We start from the raw sequence: 18,606 nt of genomic DNA on the forward strand, positions 1-18,606 counted from the left end.
CGGCTACCCCGTGATCCGGACGGTCGTGGTGGAGCCCCAGATCGCGAAGCTGAGGAAGAAGTCGGCGACCACGATCGTCACGATGCTGGTGCGGATCGCGCGGCCGACGGCCATGCCGACGCCGGCGGGTCCCCCGGACGCCGTGTAGCCGTAGTAGCAGTGGATCAGGATGACCGCCGCCGCCAGGAACAGCAGCTTGAAGAACGACCAGAGCATGTCGATCGGCGGCAGGAACTGCAGGAAGTAGTGGTCGTAGGTGCCGGGCGACTGCCCGTAGACGAGCGTCGTGATCAGGCGCGGCGAGAGGTACGACGCGCTCAGCGCGACGACGTACAGCGGGATCACGGCGACGAACGCCGCGACCATCCGGGTGGTGACGAGGAAGGGCAGCGACGGGATGCCCATCACCTCGAGCGCGTCGATCTCCTCGGAGATCCGCATCGCCCCGAGCCGCGCCGTGTAGCCGCAGCCGACCGTCGCGGCCAGGGCGATCGCCGAGACGAGCGGGGCGACCTCGCGGGTGTTGAAGTAGGCCGAGATGAACGCGCTGAACTTCGCGACGCCGATCTGGCTCAGCGAGGCATAGCCCTGGATGCCGACCTCGGTGCCGGCGAAGAACGCGAGGAACGCGATCACGCCGACGGTGCCCGCGATCAGGCTCAGGCCGCCGGCCCCGAAGGTGACCTCGGCGAGGGTGTTGACGATCTCGCGCGGGTACCGCTTGATCGCGCGCGGCGTCCAGGACAGCGCCTTGACGTAGAACAGCAGCTGGTCGCCGTACTGCTCGAGGGAGTCGCGCCGGCCTCGGACGAAGGAGCCGCCGAGCGCGCTGAGGGAGGCCATCGGCGTCACAGCCCCGGGGGCGGGACGACTTGGAAGTAGATGGCCGTGATGACCGCGTTCAGGAAGAACAGCAGCATGAAGGCGACGATCACCGACTCGTTGACCGCACGGCCGACGCCGCTCGGGCCGCCGCCGGCGTTCAGGCCCTTGTAGGAGCCGACGATCGCGGCCAGCCACCCGAAGACGACCGCCTTGATCATCGAGATGTACAGGTCGGGCAGGGTCGCGAGAGCGGTGAAGGAGGAGAGGAACGCACCGGCGGAGCCGCCCTGGACGATCACGGTGAAGAAGTAGCCGCCGCCGATGCCGGCGCCGATCACGATCCCGTTGATCATCAGCGCGACGAACATGGTCGCGACCACGCGGGGCACGATCAGCCGCTCGAGCGGGTCGACGCCGAGGACCTCCATCGCGTCGATCTCCTCGCGGATCTTGCGCGCGCCCATGTCGGAGCAGATCGCGGAGCCGGCCGCACCGGCGATGATCAGGGCCGCGGCGATGGGGGCGGCCTCGCGGACCACCGCGAGGACCGCGGTCGCGCCGGCGAAGGACTGGGCGCCGAGCTGGCCGGTGAGGTTGCCGACCTGGAGCGAGATCACGGCTCCGAACGGGATCGACACCAGGATCGTGGGCATCAGCGTCACGCTGGTGATGAACCAGGCCTGCTCGACGAACTCGCGGAACTGGAAGGGCCGGGTGAACATCCGCTTGGTGACCTCGACCACCATCACCGCGATCTCGCCGGGGCCGCGGATCACAGACACGGCTGAGAACGCCATGTGCCCACCTCCCCGGAGCTGTCTGGACGGCCGCCACAGAATAGAACGTGTTCTCGTTTCGGGCAAACGTCGAGCGCTCCCCTGTCTCCCGCCCCGATCAACGACGCTCCTCCGCGCGGGTGACGGCCCGGAAACGTGGGCCGGACCGCTCAGCCGCGGGTCGGGAGCGTCCGACGCCCCTACGATGTGCGCGTGGAGCAGGAGGTCTGGTCGTCGTTCACCCGCGACCCTCGGCACTCCGAGAACGCCTCGCTGCGAGCCTCCGACACCGACCGCGACGTCGTGCACCAGGTGCTCACGGAGGCGTACGCCGACGGCCGGCTCGACCGCGACGAGTTCGACGCCCGCACCGCCGCCACCGGCACCGCCCGCACCCTCGGTGACCTACCGGCGCTGCTCGAGGGCCTGGTGCCGGTCTCGGCGCCGGTCCCGCTCGCCGGGATCGGCGACGGCGTGCTGACCGCCGCCCAGATCGAGGAGCGCGCGGTGGCGAAGTGGCGCGAGGAGCGGCGCTCGGCGATCGTCGGCTTCGTGGTCGCCTCGGTGATCTGCTGGACGATCTGGGCGGCCGTGATGTTCGGCGGCTTCCCGTGGCCGCTGTTCGTGATGCTCGGCACCGGCATCCACGCGGCGAAGACCGCCACCTCACGCACCGAGATGGTCACCCGGGAGCGCCGGCGGCTGGAGAACCGCCAGCGCAAGGCGCTCGGCCAGCCCTGGCGGCCCGACGACGAGGCCGACCGATGAGCCTCCCGACCCACCTGCGCTCCGTCGCCCGCCGATCGGACGCCTAGCGATCCGTGGGCCCCGGGGGTGCACGGCCCGCGCCGCGCTCCCCCAGGACCACGGAGCCGACGACCGCGAGCCAGGTGCCCGCGTAGAAGACGCTGGCCAGCTCGTCGGTCGGGTGGTGCGCGCCCTGGTAGAGCCGGGCCAGCGCCACCACGACCGGCACCAGCAGGAGCAGCCAGGGCCAGGGGCGGCTCCTGGGGGCGAGCCACCGGAGCAGCAGCGCGATGCCGCCGTACACGGCGACGGCGGTGCCCAGATGGCCCGAGGGGAAGCTGTCGTCGGGCACCAGACCAGGGTCGAGGATCCGCACCGGCGGCCGGTCCCGGCTGATCAGCACGGTGGCGATTCCGTAGCATCCGCCGACACCGGCGAGCACGAGCGCTACGAACACGGCCGGCCGGAGCGACCGGGCCCAGAGCGAGAGGGCGACCGCGGCGACGGCTGCGACCGCAACGCCCACAACCGTCTCACCGAGGAGGGTGCCGGCGTCGGCGACGCGGTTCAGGTCGGCGCTGCGCTCGCCCGCGAACCAGCGGACGACGCCGTTGTCCCACGGATCCACCGCCGACTGGAGCGGACCGGTGATCAGCCAGCCCAGGCCGAGAACGACCCCGAGGACGGCCGCCCAGGCGACGAGCAGCGTCGGTACGACGCGCCAGCCCGGCCGGCCCTCATCACTGGTCGTCATCGTCGTCGAGCAGACCCGAGCGGTGCGCCTCGGCGACGATGCGACGAACGTTCTCCAGCGACCCGCAGTCCGCATCGATCTGCGCGTTGCGCTCCTCGGCGAACCGCGCGCCGAGGTCGGCCCGCACCTGCGGCCCGACCTCCTCGCGGGCCGGGTTGAGGATCGTGAGCTCCTCCTCGGTCAGGTGGTGGTTGACCAGGCGGGCCAGCTCCTCCACGGCGTCGTCGAACGCCTGGGTGTCGGTGCCCTTGAGCTCGAGCACCGCGAGCAGCGCCTCGTTGCCCTCGGCGTGCTCCTCGACGCCGTGGTCGGCCTCCTCGTCGTCGACCGCGTCCTTGCGCTTGAGCTTGGGGTAGACGTGCTTCTCCTCCGCCTCGGCGTGCGCCACGTGGAGCGCGGCGAACGCCTGCAGGACGGCGTCCCGGTCCGAGCTGCTGTCTCGCAGGTCGCGGAGGAGCGCCTCGAAGCGGCGGTGATCGTCGAGGATGAGCTCGACGACGTCACCCTGGATCGGCCGGCCGAGATCGATGTTCGTCATGCCCGGACGTTAACCAGACCGGGGACCACGCAAACCAGGTGCGCGTCCGGTCAGCGCGCCGGAACGGCGCTCATCGTCCGCACCTTCAAGGGCCGAGCCTCCTGCTTCCAGAGCACCGCCACGTCGCCGGTCGGCGCGATCCGCACGTGCGTGCTCTCCAGCACCTCGACGCCCGCGTCGGGCGAGATGGTGGCCGGCTCGCCCCAGGCGCCCCCACCCGGCTGGTAGGCGCCGAGGAGCGCGTAGCCGCCCCAGCCGAGGAACGTGTCCCCCGCGTCGTCGAGCGCCACGAGGACGTCGTACACGGTGTCTCCCCCGGCGACCACGCGTTCGGACGCCGACCATGGGCCCTCGGCCGGCCGGCGGACGACGTCGACCCGGCCGTTGACGCGTCCCAGTGCGACGACGGCAGCGCCCGAGTCGTTGACGGCGAGTGCGAAGTCGGCGACCTCGACGCCCTCGGGCAGGAGCGCCCGGGCGCGCTGCCACGGCCCGCCTGCCGGCCGGACCGCTGCGGCGACCCCCGAGAAGTCCGGCGAGAACGCCACCAGCGCGTCCCCGCTGGCGTCGACCGCGAGGATCGGGCTGTAGCCGGCACGGGTGACGACCACCGGGTCGGTCCAGCTGCCGTCCGGCGACCGCTCCTGGGTCCGGAGGACCTGCGGGTGCCCGAAGCGCTGGCGGCACAGGAGCAGCAGTGCGCGGCCCTCGTCGTCGATCCCGACCTGCGGGTGCCGGGTGCCGTCCGTGGGCGTCACCGCGACCGGCCCGCTCCAGGGTCCGCCCGCCGGGCGGTACGCCGACCGGACCCGCCACGGCCGGTCGCGCCGGTCCCGGCTCGCCCAGGCGACCACCGCGTCGCCGTCGGGATTCACGTCGAGCACGACCTCGCCGGCGGCGTACGGCGTCGCCTGGTCGCCGGTGAGCCGCACCGGCGTGGTCCAGCGGCCGCGAACCGGGTGCCGGGCCGCTGCCACGCCATCGGTCCGGCCCGCACGCTCGGTCAGCCAGACGACGGTCACGGCGCCGCGGCGGTCGGCCGCGACCTGTGGCTGGGTGCCGTGCCCGATCACCACCGGGTCGCCCCAGGACCCACCCGCCGGCCTCCGGAGCGCGACGACGGACCCGGCCGCGGAACCGGTCGACCACACGACGGTCACGGTGCCGCGCGCATCGACCGCGAGCGACTCGCCCCAGGGGCTGGCCGCCAGGGTCTTCACCGGCCCCCAGCCCGACGGGTCCGCAGGCGGCTCGGGGGCGGCCACCACGGGCGCCGTGAGGGCCAGCGGGAGCGCCAGGCCGGTGACGACCGAAGCGGCGAGGATCCGGGATCGTGAGGACATGGGTGCCTCCTGGCATGCGAGGGGCGGGGTCCTCCCTCGAGTCTCCCGCCGGGGGCCGGTCGATCCGAGAGGAGATCTGCCCACCCGCGCCGGGACGTTCGTCCCGGTCCCGGGCGCGCCTCGGCATCGACGGGTCGAGCCTCAGCCCGCCGGGGTGCGGTTCACGCCCTCGAGCTCGTCGCGGTCGACCACGCGCCGGGTCCGGACCCGGTAGCGGTAGACCTGGGTGAGCCCGACGGCCCACAGCACGTACTGGGCGCTCATCGCCCAGCGGAACGCGGACGGGCCGTAGGCCGAGCTCTCCCCGGGGGTGCGCCAGTCGAGGATGACGCCGATCGCGATCACCAGCAGCAGGCTGGCGAGGAAGCCGCCCTGGTTGATGATCCCGCTCGCGCTGGCCAGCCGCTCGTCCGGGTTCGAGGTGCGCCCGAGGTCGAAGCCGATCATCGACGCCGGGCCGCCGACGCCGACCACGACGACGAGCAGGACCAGGAGCCACAGGGGCGCGTCCCCCGGCCAGGTCAGCACGACCGTCCAGACCACGACGATCGAGCCGACGATCGTGAGCACCATCGTCGAGCGCTGCCACGGGTGCGCGCCGACGAGCCAGCCCAGCACCGGGCCGGCGCACATCACCGCCACGACCATGATCGTCAACAGCACGCCCGCGACCGCCGAGCTGGTGCCCTCGCCGCGCACGAAGAACGGGTAGCCCCACAGCAGGCTGAGCGCGGTCGCGCTGAACTGGGTCACGAAGTGCATCCAGAAGCCGAGCCGGGTGCCGGGGTGGGACCACGACGCGGCCAGGCTGGCACTGACGGCGGTCAGGGACATCGTCGGCCCGCGCAGGTGCGTCAGGTGCGGCGCGTCGCGCACCACCGCGAGGAGCGCGGCGGCGAGGAAGACGCCCAGCGAGGCGGCGATCAGGTACGCGGTGGTCCACCCCAGGCGGCCGAGGGCCCAGGTCATCGGCACGGCCGCCGCGATCGCCCCGAGCTGGCCGAAGGTGCCGGTCAGCTGGGTGATCAGGGGGATCCGCCGGGCCGGGAACCAGGTGCTCACCAGCCGCAGCACGCAGATGAACGTCATCGCGTCGCCCATCCCGACGAAGACGCGGGCCACCAGCGCCAGTCCGTACGTCGAGGCCAGCGCGAAGCCGACCTGGGCCACGGTGAGCAGCAGGGTGCCGGCCAGCAGCAGGCTGCGCGGCCCGAACCGGTCCACGAGCAGGCCGACCGGGATCTGGAGGCCGGCGTACACGAGCAGCTGGAGCATCGTGAACGTCGCCAGCTGGGAGGCGGTGATGTCGAACCGGTCGGTGGCCGCGAGGCCGGCGACCGCCAGGGAGGAGCGGTGGAAGACCGCCACCAGGTAGACCAGGAGGCCGACCAGCCAGACCGCATAGGGGCTGCGGAGGCTCGGCGTCACTCCGAGAATCCTAGTGGTGGTCGGTCTCTCCGACGCACGGCCACCATCAGCGGATCCGCTGACGCGTCTCCGCTCAGTCCAGGCAGAACTCGTTGCCCTCGGGGTCCTGCATCACGATGTGGCCGGCGCCGAGGGGCGGGCCGGGCTCGTGGCGCTCCACCCGGGTGGCGCCCCGCGCCACCAGGCGCTCGCACTCGGCCTCGAGCGCGGCCATCCGCTCGTCGCCCTGGAGACCCGGAGCGGCGCGCACGTCGAGGTGGACGCGGTTCTTGGCGGCCTTGCCCTCGGGGACCCGCTGGAAGAAGACCCGCGGGCCGACCCCGGCGGGGTCCTGGGAGGCCGAGGCGCTGTTGCGCAGCTCGGGCGGCAGGGTCGCGGCGAACGCGTCCCAGGAGTCGAAGCCCGGTGGCGGCGGTGGGAGCTCGTAGCCGAGCGCCTCGTTCCAGAACAGGGACAGCGCCCTCGGGTCGGCGCAGTCGAAGGTCACCTGGACCTGCCGGACGGCACTCACTTCGCACCCACCTCCATCATCTGGCGGAGCTCCTTCTTCAGATCGCTGATCTCGTCACGCAGCCGCGCGGCGACCTCGAAGTGCAGCTCGGCGGCAGCGCCCTTCATCTGGTCGGTGAGCTCCTGGATCAGCTGGGCGAGCTCGGCGCTCGGCAGGCCGGCGAGGTCGGCGGAGTGCTGCCCCGCCTCGCCGCCGGCGATCCGCGAGAGCCCGGGCACCGGGGCCTTGCGGTGCTTGGGGTCGAGGTGCTGCCAGGTGTCGAGCAGCTCCTGGGTGCTCTCGTCCTCGCGGGCCAGCATGTCGGTGATGTCCGCGATCTTCTTGCGCAGCGGCGTCGGGTCGATGCCGTGGGCGGTGTTGTAGGCGACCTGCTTGGCCCGGCGCCGGTTGGTCTCGTCGATCGCCGACTCCATCGACGGCGTGATCCGGTCGGCGTACATGTGCACCTGGCCGGACACGTTGCGGGCGGCGCGGCCGATCGTCTGGATCAGCGACTTGTCCGAGCGCAGGAAGCCCTCCTTGTCGGCGTCCAGGATCGCGACCAGCGACACCTCGGGCAGGTCCAGGCCCTCGCGCAGCAGGTTGATGCCGACGAGCACGTCGTACTGCCCGAGCCGCAGGTCGCGGAGCAGCTCGATCCGCTTGAGGGTGTCCACCTCGGAGTGCAGGTAGCGGGTCCGGACCCCGGCGTCGAGGAGGTAGTCGGTGAGGTCCTCGGACATCTTCTTGGTCAGCGTCGTGACCAGCACCCGCTCGTTCTTCTCCACGCGCACGTTGATCTCGTGGATCAGGTCGTCGATCTGGCCCTTGGTCGGCTTGACCACGACCTCGGGGTCGACCAGCCCGGTCGGGCGGATGATCTGCTCGACCACATCAGGGGGGCCGCCGCCGGCACTGACTTTGTCCAACTCGTAGTCGCCCGGGGTGGCGGAGAGGTAGATGGTCTGGCCGATCCGGTCGAGGAACTCCTCCCAGCGCAGCGGCCGGTTGTCCATCGCGCTCGGCAGCCGGAAGCCGTGGTCGACCAGGTTGCGCTTGCGCGACATGTCGCCCTCGTACATGCCGCCGATCTGCGGGACGGCGACATGGGACTCGTCGACGACCAGCACGAAGTCCTCGGGGAAGTAGTCGAGCAGGCAGTTCGGCGCGGAGCCACGGGTCCGGCCGTCGATGTGCATCGAGTAGTTCTCGATGCCCGAGCAGGAGCCGACCTGGCGCATCATCTCGACGTCGTACGTCGTGCGCATCCGCAGCCGCTGCGCCTCCAGCAGCTTGCCCTGCCGCTCGAACGTCGCGAGCTGGTCCTCCAGCTCCAGCTCGATGCCGCGGATCGCGCGCTCCATGCGCTCGGGCCCGGCGACGTAGTGGGTCGCCGGGAAGATGTAGAGCTCCTCGTCCTCGGTGACGACCTCGCCGGTCACCGGGTGGAGCGTCATCATCCGCTCGATCTCGTCGCCGAAGAACTCGATCCGGATCGCCATCTCCTCGTAGACCGGGAAGATCTCGAGGGTGTCCCCGCGGACCCGGAAGGTGCCGCGGGTGAACGACATGTCGTTGCGGGTGTACTGGATCTCGACCAGGCGCCGCAGGATCGAGTCGCGGTCGTGCTCCTGGCCGACCTTGAGCCGGACCATCCGGTCGACGTACTCCTGCGGGGTGCCGAGGCCGTAGATGCAGGACACCGTGCTGACCACGATCACGTCCCGCCGGGTGAGCAGGCTGTTGGTCGCGGAGTGGCGCAGCCGCTCGACCTCCTCGTTGATCGAGGAGTCCTTCTCGATGTAGGTGTCGGTCTGGGGGACGTAGGCCTCGGGCTGGTAGTAGTCGTAGTACGAGACGAAGTACTCGATCGCGTTCTCCGGGAACAGCTGGCGCAGCTCGTTGGCGAACTGCGCGGCCAGCGTCTTGTTCGGCTGCATGACCAGCATCGGCCGCTGCACCTGCTCGGCGACCCAGGCCACGGTCGCGGTCTTGCCGGTGCCCGTCGCCCCCAGCAGCACGACGTCCTGGACCCCCGCCCGGAGGCGCCGGGTGATCTCCTTGATCGCCGCCGGCTGGTCGCCGGACGGCTGGTAGTCCGAGACCACCTGGAACGGCGCCACCCGGCGCTCGAGATCGGTGACAGGTCGCATGGTTCGAGCCTAGACGGGGGCGCCGACAGCCGCCGCCGTGTGTTTCCACGGGCCCGCGGCCCGCTCGCTAGGGTTTGCAGCGTGAGCAGCCCGTTGTCCGTCGCCGAGCGGCTGTTCACCGTGCTGCGCCGCACCCTGCTGGCCGTGGTCGGCATCCAGCTGGCGCTGGCGATCGTGATGACGCTGGTCGACTCTTACCGGCGCCGCGGCAAGCGGCCCAAGCCGTTCCCGGTCACCGCGCCGCGCACCGTGCCGGTCGGCGACGGCACCCTCACCACGTACACCTACGGGCAGGACCTGTACCAGGCGATGCTCACCGCGATCGCCGGCGCCCAGCGCCAGATCCTCTTCGAGACCTACATCTGGAAGGGCGACGAGGTCGGGGAGCGCTTCAAGTCCGCGCTCGCCGCGGCCGCCGACCGGGGTGTGGAGGTCTACTGCATCTACGACGGCTTCGCGAACCTCGTGGTCTCGCCCCGGTTCAAGCGGTTCCCGCGGAACATGAAGGTGCTGCGCTACCCCGCCTACCCGGCCGGGCTGCACTTCTTCGACCTGCGCCGGTACGGCCGCGACCACCGCAAGATCCTGGTCGTCGACGACGCGGTCGGCTTCGTCGGCGGCTACAACATCGGCTCGGCGTACGCCACGGAGTGGCGCGACACGCACGTGCGCATCACGGGGCCCGGCGTGTGGGACCTCAAGCGGGCGTTCGCGGACTTCTGGAACCTCAACCGCCGCCGTCGCCTCGGCAGCAGCGAGCGGCCGCTGCTGCTCGAGACCGCGTCCGAGTGGGAGCCGCGGATCCGGATCCACCGCAACGTGCCCCGGCTGTGGATGTTCCCGATCCGCTCGATCTACATCGAGGCGATCAGCCGGGCCTCGACCAACGTGTGGCTGACCCACGCCTACTTCCTGCCCGACCAGGACTTCGTCGACGCGATCAAGGACGCCGCGCGCCGCGGGGTCGACGTACGCCTGCTGCTGCCGCACAAGTCCAACCACATCGTCGCCGACTGGCTCTCCCGCGGGTACTTCTCGCAGCTGCTGGATGCCGGGGTCCGGATCTTCCGGTTCAAGGACGCGATGGTGCACGCGAAGACCGCCACCATCGACGGCACCTGGTCGACGGTCGGCACGGCGAACATCGACCGGCTCAGCCTCACCGGCAACTACGAGATCAACGTCGAGATCATCGACCCGGGCTTCGCGGAGACGATGGAGGAGATCTACCACACCGACGAGTCCAACTCGCTCGAGCTCACCCACGCGGAGTGGGAGGCGCGGGACCTGCACCGCAAGTTCACCGAGGCCCTGCTCGGGCCGCTGCGTCCGTTGCTCTGACCCGTCGCCTCCGGGGGCCTACCGGCGGCCGGTCCCCCGCGCCGCGTCCGGCTGCACGCGCAGCGCGGTCAGGGTGGTCGAGAGCATCTCGTAGTGGCCGACGAGCATCAGCAGCTCGATGCACACCCGCTCGTCGAGCTCCGCACGCAGCGCCGCCCAGGTCGGGTCGGAGAGGTCCCGGGTGTGGTGGAGCTCGTCGGTCGCGTCCAGCAGCAGCGCCTGCCGCGGGGTCCAGCCGGGCGCGTCCGGGCCGTCGCTCACCCGGTCGACGGCCGCGGCATCGAGGCCGGCCCGGCGGGCCAGCCGCGTGTGCTGGGTGTGCTCGTACTCCGAGCCGGTGAGCACCGCGACCCGCAGGATCACCAGCTCGGTGTCACGCCGCGGCAGCCGGCCACCCGGCATCAGCCGGCCGGCGAAGAACAGCCAGCCCCAGAACAGCCGGCGGTTCCGGCCGAGCGTGAGGAAGACCGCCGGCGGCACGGTGCCGCTGACCCGGCCCGCGAGCCACGCGAAGGCCGTCACGAACGGTCCGACCTCACGAAGACCGCCGGGCCGGACGCGCGCCGGCGTGGTCCGGGCGCTCATGCCGCACGGTCCGCGCGCCGGGCGCGGGCGACGGCGGGCAGCGCCCGGTTCGCGCCGCGGTTGAGGACGGTCATCATCAGCGCGTACGCCGGGGGGCACCAGCGCTGTACGGCGTGCACCACCCGGATGTCGGCGGAGGTGTAGACCCAGTAGCGGCGCCGCAGCATGCCCCGGACGATCGCCTCGGCGGCTGCCTCGGGGGTCACCGCACGCCGGCGGAAGCGCGCCCGGGCGCGCTCGAACGCGGGGCTCGCGGTGTCGACGCCGGCGATCCGCACGGTCTCGGTGAGCCCGGTGTCGACACCGCCCGGGCAGACCAGGCAGACGTGGATGCCGTGCGGGCGGAGGTCGAAGCGGAGCACCTCGGAGAGGCCGCGCAGCCCGAACTTCGTGGCGCTGTAGCCGGCGTGCCACGGCATGCCGATGATGCCGGCGGCCGACGAGACGTTGACGACCCACCCGCCGCGGCCGGCGTCGACCATCTCGGGGACCAGCGTCTCGAGCACGTGGATGGGGCCCATCAGGTTGACCTCGACGAGCCGCCGCCACTGGTCGTGCTCCATCGCGGCGACGGTGCCCCAGATCGCGATGCCCGCGACGTTGAGGACCGCGTCCATCGCGCCGGAGACCGCCGTGACCTCCGCCGCGAGCGCGCGGACGGCGTCGTAGTCGGCGATGTCGGCGGGTACGGCCAGCACCACGGTGCTCCCGCAGGCCCGCAGGTGCTCGGCGAACTCGGCCAGCCGCGGCGCGTCGACGTCGGTGAGGTGCAGCCGGGCACCCCGGCGGCCGAGCAGCTCGGCGGTGGCCCGGCCGATGCCGCTCGCCGCTCCGGTGAGGAAGACGTTGGCGTCCTGCAGGTCGGGTGGTCGGCTGCGCACGAGGGTGCAACGGCGCCTCGCCACCGCGGTTACGTCCCTCGCCTCCCACCCGCGAGACGTCATACGGTCCGTGGAGGGGGACACACTGTCCGTATGACGTCCGGCGGCGGCGGGTGGTCTCAGCGCCGGGTGACCCGCGCCGGCAGGTGCGTGCGCGGCGCCATCCGGGGCCCGTGCCGCTCGCGGCGGCCGGCCACGAGCGCGACCAGCACCGGCACCCGGCCGCGGTGCGGTCGCCAGGGCTCGAGGAACTCGGCCATCTCGTCGTCGGAGAACGGCCGGCCGGCCACCGCCCAGCCCAGGTCCTTCGCGACGTGGTAGTCGCCGAACGACACGGCGTCCGGATCGCCGTGGGCCCGCTGGCGCACCTCGGCGGCGGTCCACACGCCGATGCCGGGCAGGCTGGTCAGCCGGCGCTCGACCTCCCCGCCGGGCAGGCCGGTGGTCCGCTCGAGCGCGTCCGCGACCCGGGCGGCGGACACGAGCGCGCGGGAGCGCGCGGGGTCGACGTGCATCCGCAGCCACTCCCACGACGGGACGCGGCGGAGGATGGCCGGGTCGGGCTGCACCCACAGCTTCAGGTCGGGGCCCGGGCCGGGGGCGCGCTCGCCGTACCGGTGCACGAGCATCCGGAACCCGGCGAACGCCTCCAGGCCGGTGACCTTCTGCTCGATGATCGCCGGCACCAGCGACTCCATCACCAGCCCCGTGCGGCCGAGCCGCCAGTGCGGGTAGCGGCGCCAGCCCTCCGCGACGAGCGGGTGCGGCCCCGGGTCGAAGCCGCGCACGTCGTCCTCGGCGCCGAGCAGCGCCGGCAGCGAGTCGAGCACCCACGCCGCCCCGGGCCCCCACGCCTCCGCGTGGACCACGCCGTCGCCCGGCCGCGCCCGGACCGCTAGCGTCGTCGGCCCGTCCGGCGTGCGGATGCCGCGCCAGTGGGTGTCGCCGTCGGCGTGGCGGTCGATGCGGTACGTCGGGTCGCCGCCCCCGCGCCGGTGCACGCCGAGAACCGAGCCGACCGGGCACGGCCACTCCGGTCGCCACTCCCGCACCCGTCCGTCCATCGCGGCGAGGATAGCCCGGGCCGCCGACACTGGAACGTGTTCTAGTCCTGGCTAGTCTGGTCGCATGCCGCTGCTGATCGAGGACCGCGCGCGGGTCCGCACGCTCACCCTGGACCGCCCCGACGCGCTGAACGCGTTCGACGAGGAGCTGTACGACGCCACCACGGACGCGCTGCGCGACGCCGCCGAGGATCCCGGGGTCGCGGTGGTGCTGCTCACCGGCGCCGGCCGCGGCTTCAGCGCCGGCACCGACCTGCTCGAGATGCACGCCCGGGCCACCGACCCGGCGTTCGTCCCCGGGCGGCACGGCTTCGTCGGGCTGGTCGACGCGCTCGCCGAGTTCCCCAAGCCGCTGATCTGCGCGGTGAACGGGGTCGGACTCGGCATCGGCGCCACGATCCTGGGCTTCGCCGACCTGGCGCTCATGTCGACGACGGCGCGGCTCAAGTGCCCGTTCACCAGCCTCGGGGTCGCCCCCGAGGCGGCGTCGTCGTACCTCCTCCCCCGCCTGGTCGGGCGGCAGCAGGCGGCGTGGGTGCTGCTGTCGGCCGAGTGGGTCTCCGCGCAGGAGGCGCTCGAGATGGGCCTGGTCTGGCGGGTCTGCGAGCCCGACGACCTGCTGCCCGAGGCGCGTCGGCACGCCGAGCTGCTGGCCGCGCGGCCGATCGCGTCCCTGGTGGCGGTCAAGCGCACGATGACCGAGCCGCTGCGTGCCGGGATCGCTGCGGCCCGCGAGCGCGAGAACGCCGCGTTCGCCGAGCTGATGGGCGGGCCGGCGAACCTCGAGGCGCTCGCGGCGTTCGCCGAGCGCCGCGAGCCGGACTTCAGCGGCCTCTGACTCAGCGGCCGGTGCTGGCCGGCGGCTCGGTGAGCACCCGCAGCGCCAGCTGGGTCGTCGCGGGGACCCCGAGGTGGCCGACCACCCGCGAGACCCGGTCCGGGTGGAGCGGCAGCAGGCCGGGGCTGCCCGGGACGTCCGGGGTCAGGCCGAGGTCCAGGTCGGTGCGGCCGGACATGATCGCGAGGTTGAACTCGAACCGCTCCCGGGCGGCGGGGGTGGCCAGCCGCTTCAGCACGGCCGAGCCGATCCGGGGCCGGCCGACCTCCGCGCAGTAGGAGTCGAGGGTCGCCACCAGGGTCGCGCCCCCGCAGTGGTCGATGTCGGCCCACACGGCCCGCATCGAGCCCATCTCGGAGAGCAGGAACGGTGCGATCTTCTCGCCGATCCCGGGGACGCCGGGCAGGTTGTCGCTCGGGTCGCCGCGGAGGGCGGCGTACTCCAGATAGTGCTCGGCCGCGATGCCGTACATGGCGCGGAGCCGGCCCGGGTTCAGCAGCGGGGAGCCGTTGATGCCGCCGGTGATCAGCCGCAGCACCTGGGTGTGCTCGCTGATGTGGGCGAACGCGTCGCGGTCGGAGGTGATCAGCACGCAGCTCCAGCCGTGCCGCTCGGCCCAGGTGGCCGCGGACGCGTTCACGTCGTCCGCCTCGAGGCCGTCCGGGGTGACCGTGAGCATCCCGAGGGCGTCGAGGAGCGCGGCCGCCCGCTCGAGCTGGTCGACCAGGGCGGGGTCCTTCTCGGCGCGACCGGCCTTGTACGCCGGGTAGGCCTGCTCGCGCACCGACGTACGCCGGTCGTCGAGACCGAACAGCACCGCGTCCGGGGCGAACCGGTCGATCGCGTCGAGGATCTGGCGCAGCATGCCGTGCAGCGCCCAGGCGGGCCGGCCGCCGTGGTCCAGGAGGCCGGACCCGACGCGGGCGTGGTGGTTGCGGTGCAGCAGCGACGGGGCGTCGACGGCCAGCAGCAGGCGCGCCCCGCTCACAGCAGCCCGATCGAGGCGGCGTGGCGGCGTACCGCCGCGCTGTCGGCGGCGAGCACGAACGGCACGTCGTGCGCCCAGGAGTCGCTGACCCGTTCGACCCGGCCGTCGCCCGGGTCGAGGCGGACCTCGCGGATGTAGACCGCCAGGATCCGGCCGGGGTGGGCGGCGACGACCTCGGCGTAGATCTGCGGGTCCCGCTCGCCGGAGTCGCCGATCAGCACGAACCGCAGGCCGGGGTGCAGCGCGAGCACCTCCTCGATCCGGTCGTGCTTGCGGGCCCGGCCCTCGCGACTGCCGACCAGGTCGCGCAGCAGCAGCGGACCGAGCGGGAAGTCGCGGTGGTCGAGGAACGCGAGCAGGAACGCGTGCAGGTTCCACGGGCTCGAGGAGACGTAGAAGAACGGGTTCGCGCCCGCCTCGAGGTCCCGGTAGAGCTCGGCGGCGCCGGGGAACGGGGTGCGGGTCAGGGCCGACCCGGTGAAGGTCTGGCGCAGCATCAGGCCGACCCGCTGCACGCCGGTCTCGATGATCGTGTCGTCGACGTCGGAGATCACGCCGAACGCCGCGTCCGGGCCGGGCACCCGGACCCGCACCGGGGTCGGGTGCGGGTCGGCGAGGCCGCGGTACTGCCTGGCCAGCTCGACCCGGCCGTGCTGCCACGGACCGGTGGGGGCGGTGGGACGCAGCCGGGCCAGGAAGTAGCCCTCCGTGTCGGTGACGACCTCGACGGAGGCGTCGGCGACCGTCACCCGCAGCGGCACCCCCGGCAGCTCGGCGGTCAGGAACTGCCGCAGGCTCCGGCGTACGGCGGCGCCGACGCCCTCGCCCTCCACCGCGTCGGTCGGCGGCGGGTCGTCGAGCACCCGGCCGCGGACGACCACGCCCTCGGAGCCGCCGTGGCCCAGGTAGGCCTCGATCCGGAAGTCCGCCGGCCGCCCGGACCCCTTCCGTCGCAGGCGCGCGGCGTCCCAGGCGCGCTCGACGTCGACCACGAGGCGCTGCAACCGGCTCACGGACCCACCGTAGGGGCGCGGCCGGGCGGGATCATCCGGCGAGGTAGTCCCGGACGTTCGAGGGCAGCCCGAGGACCACCGCGCGGCCGCCGTGCTCGACGCTGAGCCCGCGGTCGGTCAGCGCGAGCTGCCAGCGGTGCAGGTCCAGCCGGACGCGCAGCGACTCGAGCAGCACGGCGGCGCGCTCGCCGGCGTCGCGCGGCTCGTGGTTGGTGGCGAGGATCAGCTCGAAGGCGAGCTCGCCGGGGTTGAGCTCGCCGAGCCGTGTCAGCACGTCGTCGAGGTCGATGAGCGTCGGCGCGAGCAGCAGGTCGGTCAGGTCGTGGGGTCGCACGGTCATGGTCGGGCCTCCTTCAGCTCCGACGCTATCGACGGCCGCGGCGCGGCACGGAGGGCCGAAGGTCCCGAGCCGACCGCCATCCGTCGGTGCCGTCGTCTTGAATGGACCCGTGCTGCTCACCGACGTCGTGGCCACCTCCGCGGCGATCACGGCCACCCGGTCCCGCAAGGCCAAGGTCGCCGCGATCGCCGACCTGCTCGCCCGTGCCGACGCCGAGGAGCTCGAGACCGTCACCGCGTACGTCGGCGGCACGCTGCGCCAGCGCCGCACCGGCCTCGGCTGGCGCGGGCTCGCGACGTTGCCCTCCCCCGCGCCGGCGGCGACGCTGACCGTGCTCGACGTGCACCAGGCGTTCGGGCGGATCGCCGCGCTCTCGGGCGCCGGCTCGCAGGCCGCCCGGGCCGCCTCGGTGGTCGACCTGTTCGGCCGGGCCACCGCAGCCGAGCAGGACTGGCTGCGCGGGGTGGTGACCGGCGCGGTGCGCCAGGGCGCGCTCGACTCGCTGGTCCAGGAGGGGCTGGCCGCGGCGGCCGGCGTACCCCTCGGCGACGTGCGGCGGGCCGCGATGCTCGCCGGGTCGACGGTCGTGGTGGCCGGTGCGGCGTTCGAGGGGGTCGAGGCGCTGGCGGAGGTCGGCCTGACCGTCGGCCGGCCGGTGCTGCCGATGCTCGCCTCGAGCGCGCCCGACCTGGCCGCGGCGCTCGCCAAGGCCGGCGGCGTCGCCGCCGGCGGCGAGGTGGCCGTCGACACCAAGCTCGACGGCATCCGGATCCAGGTGCACCGCTCGGGTCCCGACGTGGTGGTCGCGACCCGCTCGCTGGAGGACATCACCTCCCGGCTGCCGGAGGTCGTCGACGTCGCGCTCGCGTTGCCGTCGACGTCGTTCGTGCTCGACGGCGAGGCGCTCGCGCTGGCCGAGGACGGCCGGCCGCGCCCGTTCCAGGAGACCGCCTCGCGCACCGCGATGGGGGCCGGGGTGGCGGTGACGCCGTACTTCTTCGACGTCCTGCACCTCGACGGCGCCGACCTGCTCGACGCGCCTGCCGCCGAGCGCGCCGCCGCCCTCGAGCGGCTGGTGCCGGAGCAGCACCGGGTGCCGCGGGTGGTCACCGGTGACCTCGGGGTGGCCGAGGAGTTCCTCGCGCAGGCACTGCTCTCGGGTCACGAGGGGGTCGTCGTCAAGAGCCTCGCGGCACCCTACGAGGCCGGGCGCCGCGGCGCGTCCTGGGTGAAGGTCAAGCCGGTGCACACCCTCGACCTGGTCGTGCTCGCCGTCGAGTGGGGCTCGGGCCGGCGCCACGGGTGGCTCTCCAACATCCACCTGGGCGCCCGCGACCCGGCCACCGGTGGGCTGGTGATGCTCGGCAAGACGTTCAAGGGGATGACCGACGAGATGCTCGCCTGGCAGACCGAGCGGTTCCTCGAGCTGGAGACGTCGCGGTCCTCCTACGTCGTGCACGTGCGGCCCGAGCAGGTCGTCGAGATCGCGTTCGACGGCGTGCAGCGGTCCTCGCGCTACCCCGGCGGCGTCGCGCTGCGGTTCGCGCGGGTGGTGCGCTACCGCGACGACAAGCCGGTCACCGAGATCGACACGATCGACACGGTGCGGTCGTTCCTCGGGTGAGCGTCGGCGGGACCGGAGCACGAGCGCGGTGGCCCGGATGACGCTGGTTCAACCCAGCCACCGCACTCTCGCCTCGACCCTCGACCCTCGACCCTCGACCCTCGACCCTCGACCGCGGCCCGACCGACGAGCGCGACTGCTCCGTCACACCCGTGCAACTGCCAGTTGCACGGAAGTACGATGCCGTCATGACCAGCACCACCCCGGGCACCGACGGCCGCCGATCGGCGGCCGCGGCGCGACGCCGGGCCCGCGAGAAGGACATCATCGCCGCGACCCGCGCGCTGTTCGACAGGCGCGGCGTCCGCGACGCGCAGATCGAGGACATCGCCAGGGCGGTCGGCATCAACCGTGCGATCGTCTACCGGCACTTCACCGGCAAGGAGGAGCTGTTCGCGCTCACCCTGGTCGGCTACCTCGAGGAGCTGCGCGAGGCACTGAGTGCCGCGGCCGACTCCACGACGGTGCCGCCGGACCGGCTGGCCGCCCTGGTCGGCGCGTTCGTGGAGTACGGCGTGGCGCACCCGGCGTTCGTCGACTGCGCGCAGACGCTGATGCGGCGTACCGGTCCGGAGCTCTTCGACGAGATGTCCGAGAGCGCGATGCTGCGCCTGGGCCGGGGCATCTCCTCCTGCCTGGCCACGCTGAGCCAGGTGCTCGAGGACGGCGTCGAGGCGGGCGCCTTCCGGGTCGAGGACCCGACCCTGCTCGCGAACACGCTCTACGCCAGCGGGCTCGGCGCGCTCCAGCTCGCGCGGGTCGGCATCCTCGTCAAGGAGGCCGCCCCCGGCGTGCCGACGGTCGGCAGCATCTCGCCGGACCAGGTCCGCGACTACCTGGTCGCCTCGGCCCTGGCGCTGGCCAGCCGCTGATCTCCC

General features: G+C 73.1%; 19 protein-coding genes. 5 read left to right on the plus strand and 14 right to left on the minus strand.

Translation table 11 applies throughout. The annotated features are described in order from the left end of the window. Positions 1-3: 3 nt before the first annotated feature. Both QMC84_RS01725 and QMC84_RS01730 read right to left on the minus strand, forming a co-directional pair. Positions 4-843 (minus strand): ABC transporter permease, encoded by an 840-nt coding sequence (locus QMC84_RS01725; protein WP_300371135.1) that lies wholly within the window; start codon positions 841-843, stop codon positions 4-6. Between the two features lie 5 nt (positions 844-848). After that, positions 849-1,622, minus strand: a complete 774-nt coding sequence (locus QMC84_RS01730; RefSeq protein WP_300371137.1) for an ABC transporter permease — start codon at positions 1,620-1,622, stop codon at positions 849-851. Positions 1,623-1,814: 192 nt separating this feature from the next. On the opposite strand from QMC84_RS01730, the gene QMC84_RS01735 reads away from it, so the two are divergent. After that, complete coding sequence (locus QMC84_RS01735) at positions 1,815-2,369, plus strand: DUF1707 domain-containing protein (RefSeq protein ID WP_300371139.1); 555 nt, start codon at positions 1,815-1,817, stop codon at positions 2,367-2,369. Between the two features lie 43 nt (positions 2,370-2,412). Here the strand turns inward: QMC84_RS01735 and QMC84_RS01740 are convergent, their stop codons facing one another. The 6 genes from QMC84_RS01740 to uvrB form a co-directional block, all read right to left on the minus strand. Continuing rightward, the gene (locus QMC84_RS01740; RefSeq protein ID WP_300371141.1) at positions 2,413-3,102 is read right to left on the minus strand and encodes a phosphatase PAP2 family protein; all 690 of its coding nucleotides are present in this window, start codon (positions 3,100-3,102) and stop codon (positions 2,413-2,415) included. Next, positions 3,089-3,640, minus strand: coding sequence for a hemerythrin domain-containing protein (locus QMC84_RS01745; protein WP_300371143.1), 552 nt, complete (start codon positions 3,638-3,640; stop codon positions 3,089-3,091). The genes QMC84_RS01740 and QMC84_RS01745 overlap by 14 nt, the downstream gene beginning before the upstream one ends. A gap of 50 nt (positions 3,641-3,690) precedes the next feature. After that, positions 3,691-4,983: a hypothetical protein gene (locus QMC84_RS01750; RefSeq protein ID WP_300371145.1), complete on the minus strand. Its 1,293-nt coding sequence runs from the start codon at positions 4,981-4,983 to the stop codon at positions 3,691-3,693. Between the two features lie 141 nt (positions 4,984-5,124). Further along, positions 5,125-6,411 (minus strand): MFS transporter, encoded by a 1,287-nt coding sequence (locus tag QMC84_RS01755; RefSeq protein ID WP_300371147.1) that lies wholly within the window; start codon positions 6,409-6,411, stop codon positions 5,125-5,127. A gap of 73 nt (positions 6,412-6,484) precedes the next feature. Further along, positions 6,485-6,922, minus strand: a complete 438-nt coding sequence (locus tag QMC84_RS01760; RefSeq protein ID WP_300371149.1) for a VOC family protein — start codon at positions 6,920-6,922, stop codon at positions 6,485-6,487. Further along, a complete protein-coding gene (uvrB, locus tag QMC84_RS01765; protein ID WP_300371151.1) occupies positions 6,919-9,054 on the minus strand; it encodes an excinuclease ABC subunit UvrB in 2,136 nt (711 codons plus the stop codon). The genes QMC84_RS01760 and uvrB overlap by 4 nt, the downstream gene beginning before the upstream one ends. Positions 9,055-9,135: 81 nt before the next feature. Between uvrB and QMC84_RS01770 the strand changes: the two genes are divergently transcribed. After that, complete coding sequence (locus tag QMC84_RS01770) at positions 9,136-10,395, plus strand: phospholipase D-like domain-containing protein (RefSeq protein WP_300371153.1); 1,260 nt, start codon at positions 9,136-9,138, stop codon at positions 10,393-10,395. Positions 10,396-10,413: 18 nt separating this feature from the next. Here QMC84_RS01770 and QMC84_RS01775 read toward each other — a convergent pair whose 3' ends face one another. From QMC84_RS01775 to QMC84_RS01785, 3 genes are all read right to left on the minus strand, one after another. Continuing rightward, positions 10,414-10,980 carry a carboxymuconolactone decarboxylase family protein gene (locus QMC84_RS01775; RefSeq protein ID WP_300371155.1) on the minus strand — a complete coding sequence of 189 codons (567 nt, stop codon included), beginning with the start codon at positions 10,978-10,980 and terminating at the stop codon, positions 10,414-10,416. Then, positions 10,977-11,885, minus strand: coding sequence for an SDR family oxidoreductase (locus tag QMC84_RS01780; protein WP_300371157.1), 909 nt, complete (start codon positions 11,883-11,885; stop codon positions 10,977-10,979). Before QMC84_RS01780 ends, QMC84_RS01775 begins: the two co-directional genes overlap by 4 nt. A gap of 95 nt (positions 11,886-11,980) precedes the next feature. After that, positions 11,981-12,925 carry a DNA-3-methyladenine glycosylase 2 family protein gene (locus QMC84_RS01785; protein WP_300371159.1) on the minus strand — a complete coding sequence of 315 codons (945 nt, stop codon included), beginning with the start codon at positions 12,923-12,925 and terminating at the stop codon, positions 11,981-11,983. Between the two features lie 64 nt (positions 12,926-12,989). Between QMC84_RS01785 and QMC84_RS01790 the strand changes: the two genes are divergently transcribed. Then, complete coding sequence (locus QMC84_RS01790) at positions 12,990-13,763, plus strand: enoyl-CoA hydratase-related protein (RefSeq protein ID WP_300371161.1); 774 nt, start codon at positions 12,990-12,992, stop codon at positions 13,761-13,763. Between the two features lies 1 nt (position 13,764). Here QMC84_RS01790 and QMC84_RS01795 read toward each other — a convergent pair whose 3' ends face one another. Genes QMC84_RS01795 through QMC84_RS01805 form a run of 3 tightly spaced genes read right to left on the minus strand, consistent with a single transcriptional unit; the run spans position 13,765 to position 16,104 of the window. Beyond that, complete coding sequence (locus QMC84_RS01795; RefSeq protein ID WP_300371163.1) at positions 13,765-14,751, minus strand: 5'-3' exonuclease H3TH domain-containing protein; 987 nt, start codon at positions 14,749-14,751, stop codon at positions 13,765-13,767. Beyond that, the gene (locus QMC84_RS01800; protein ID WP_300371165.1) at positions 14,748-15,764 is read right to left on the minus strand and encodes a phosphatase domain-containing protein; all 1,017 of its coding nucleotides are present in this window, start codon (positions 15,762-15,764) and stop codon (positions 14,748-14,750) included. The genes QMC84_RS01795 and QMC84_RS01800 overlap by 4 nt, the downstream gene beginning before the upstream one ends. A 31-nt stretch (positions 15,765-15,795) precedes the next feature. Next, on the minus strand, positions 15,796-16,104 hold the full coding sequence (locus QMC84_RS01805; protein WP_300371167.1) for a hypothetical protein: 309 nt from the start codon (positions 16,102-16,104) through the stop codon (positions 15,796-15,798). A gap of 109 nt (positions 16,105-16,213) precedes the next feature. On the opposite strand from QMC84_RS01805, the gene QMC84_RS01810 reads away from it, so the two are divergent. After that, positions 16,214-17,728: an ATP-dependent DNA ligase gene (locus tag QMC84_RS01810; RefSeq protein ID WP_300371169.1), complete on the plus strand. Its 1,515-nt coding sequence runs from the start codon at positions 16,214-16,216 to the stop codon at positions 17,726-17,728. Positions 17,729-17,916: 188 nt separating this feature from the next. After that, positions 17,917-18,600, plus strand: coding sequence for a TetR/AcrR family transcriptional regulator (locus tag QMC84_RS01815; protein WP_300371171.1), 684 nt, complete (start codon positions 17,917-17,919; stop codon positions 18,598-18,600). Positions 18,601-18,606: the final 6 nt, after the last annotated feature.

The sequence above is a fragment of the Nocardioides sp. genome (assembly GCF_030019515.1).
GTDB lineage: Bacteria > Actinomycetota > Actinomycetes > Propionibacteriales > Nocardioidaceae > Nocardioides.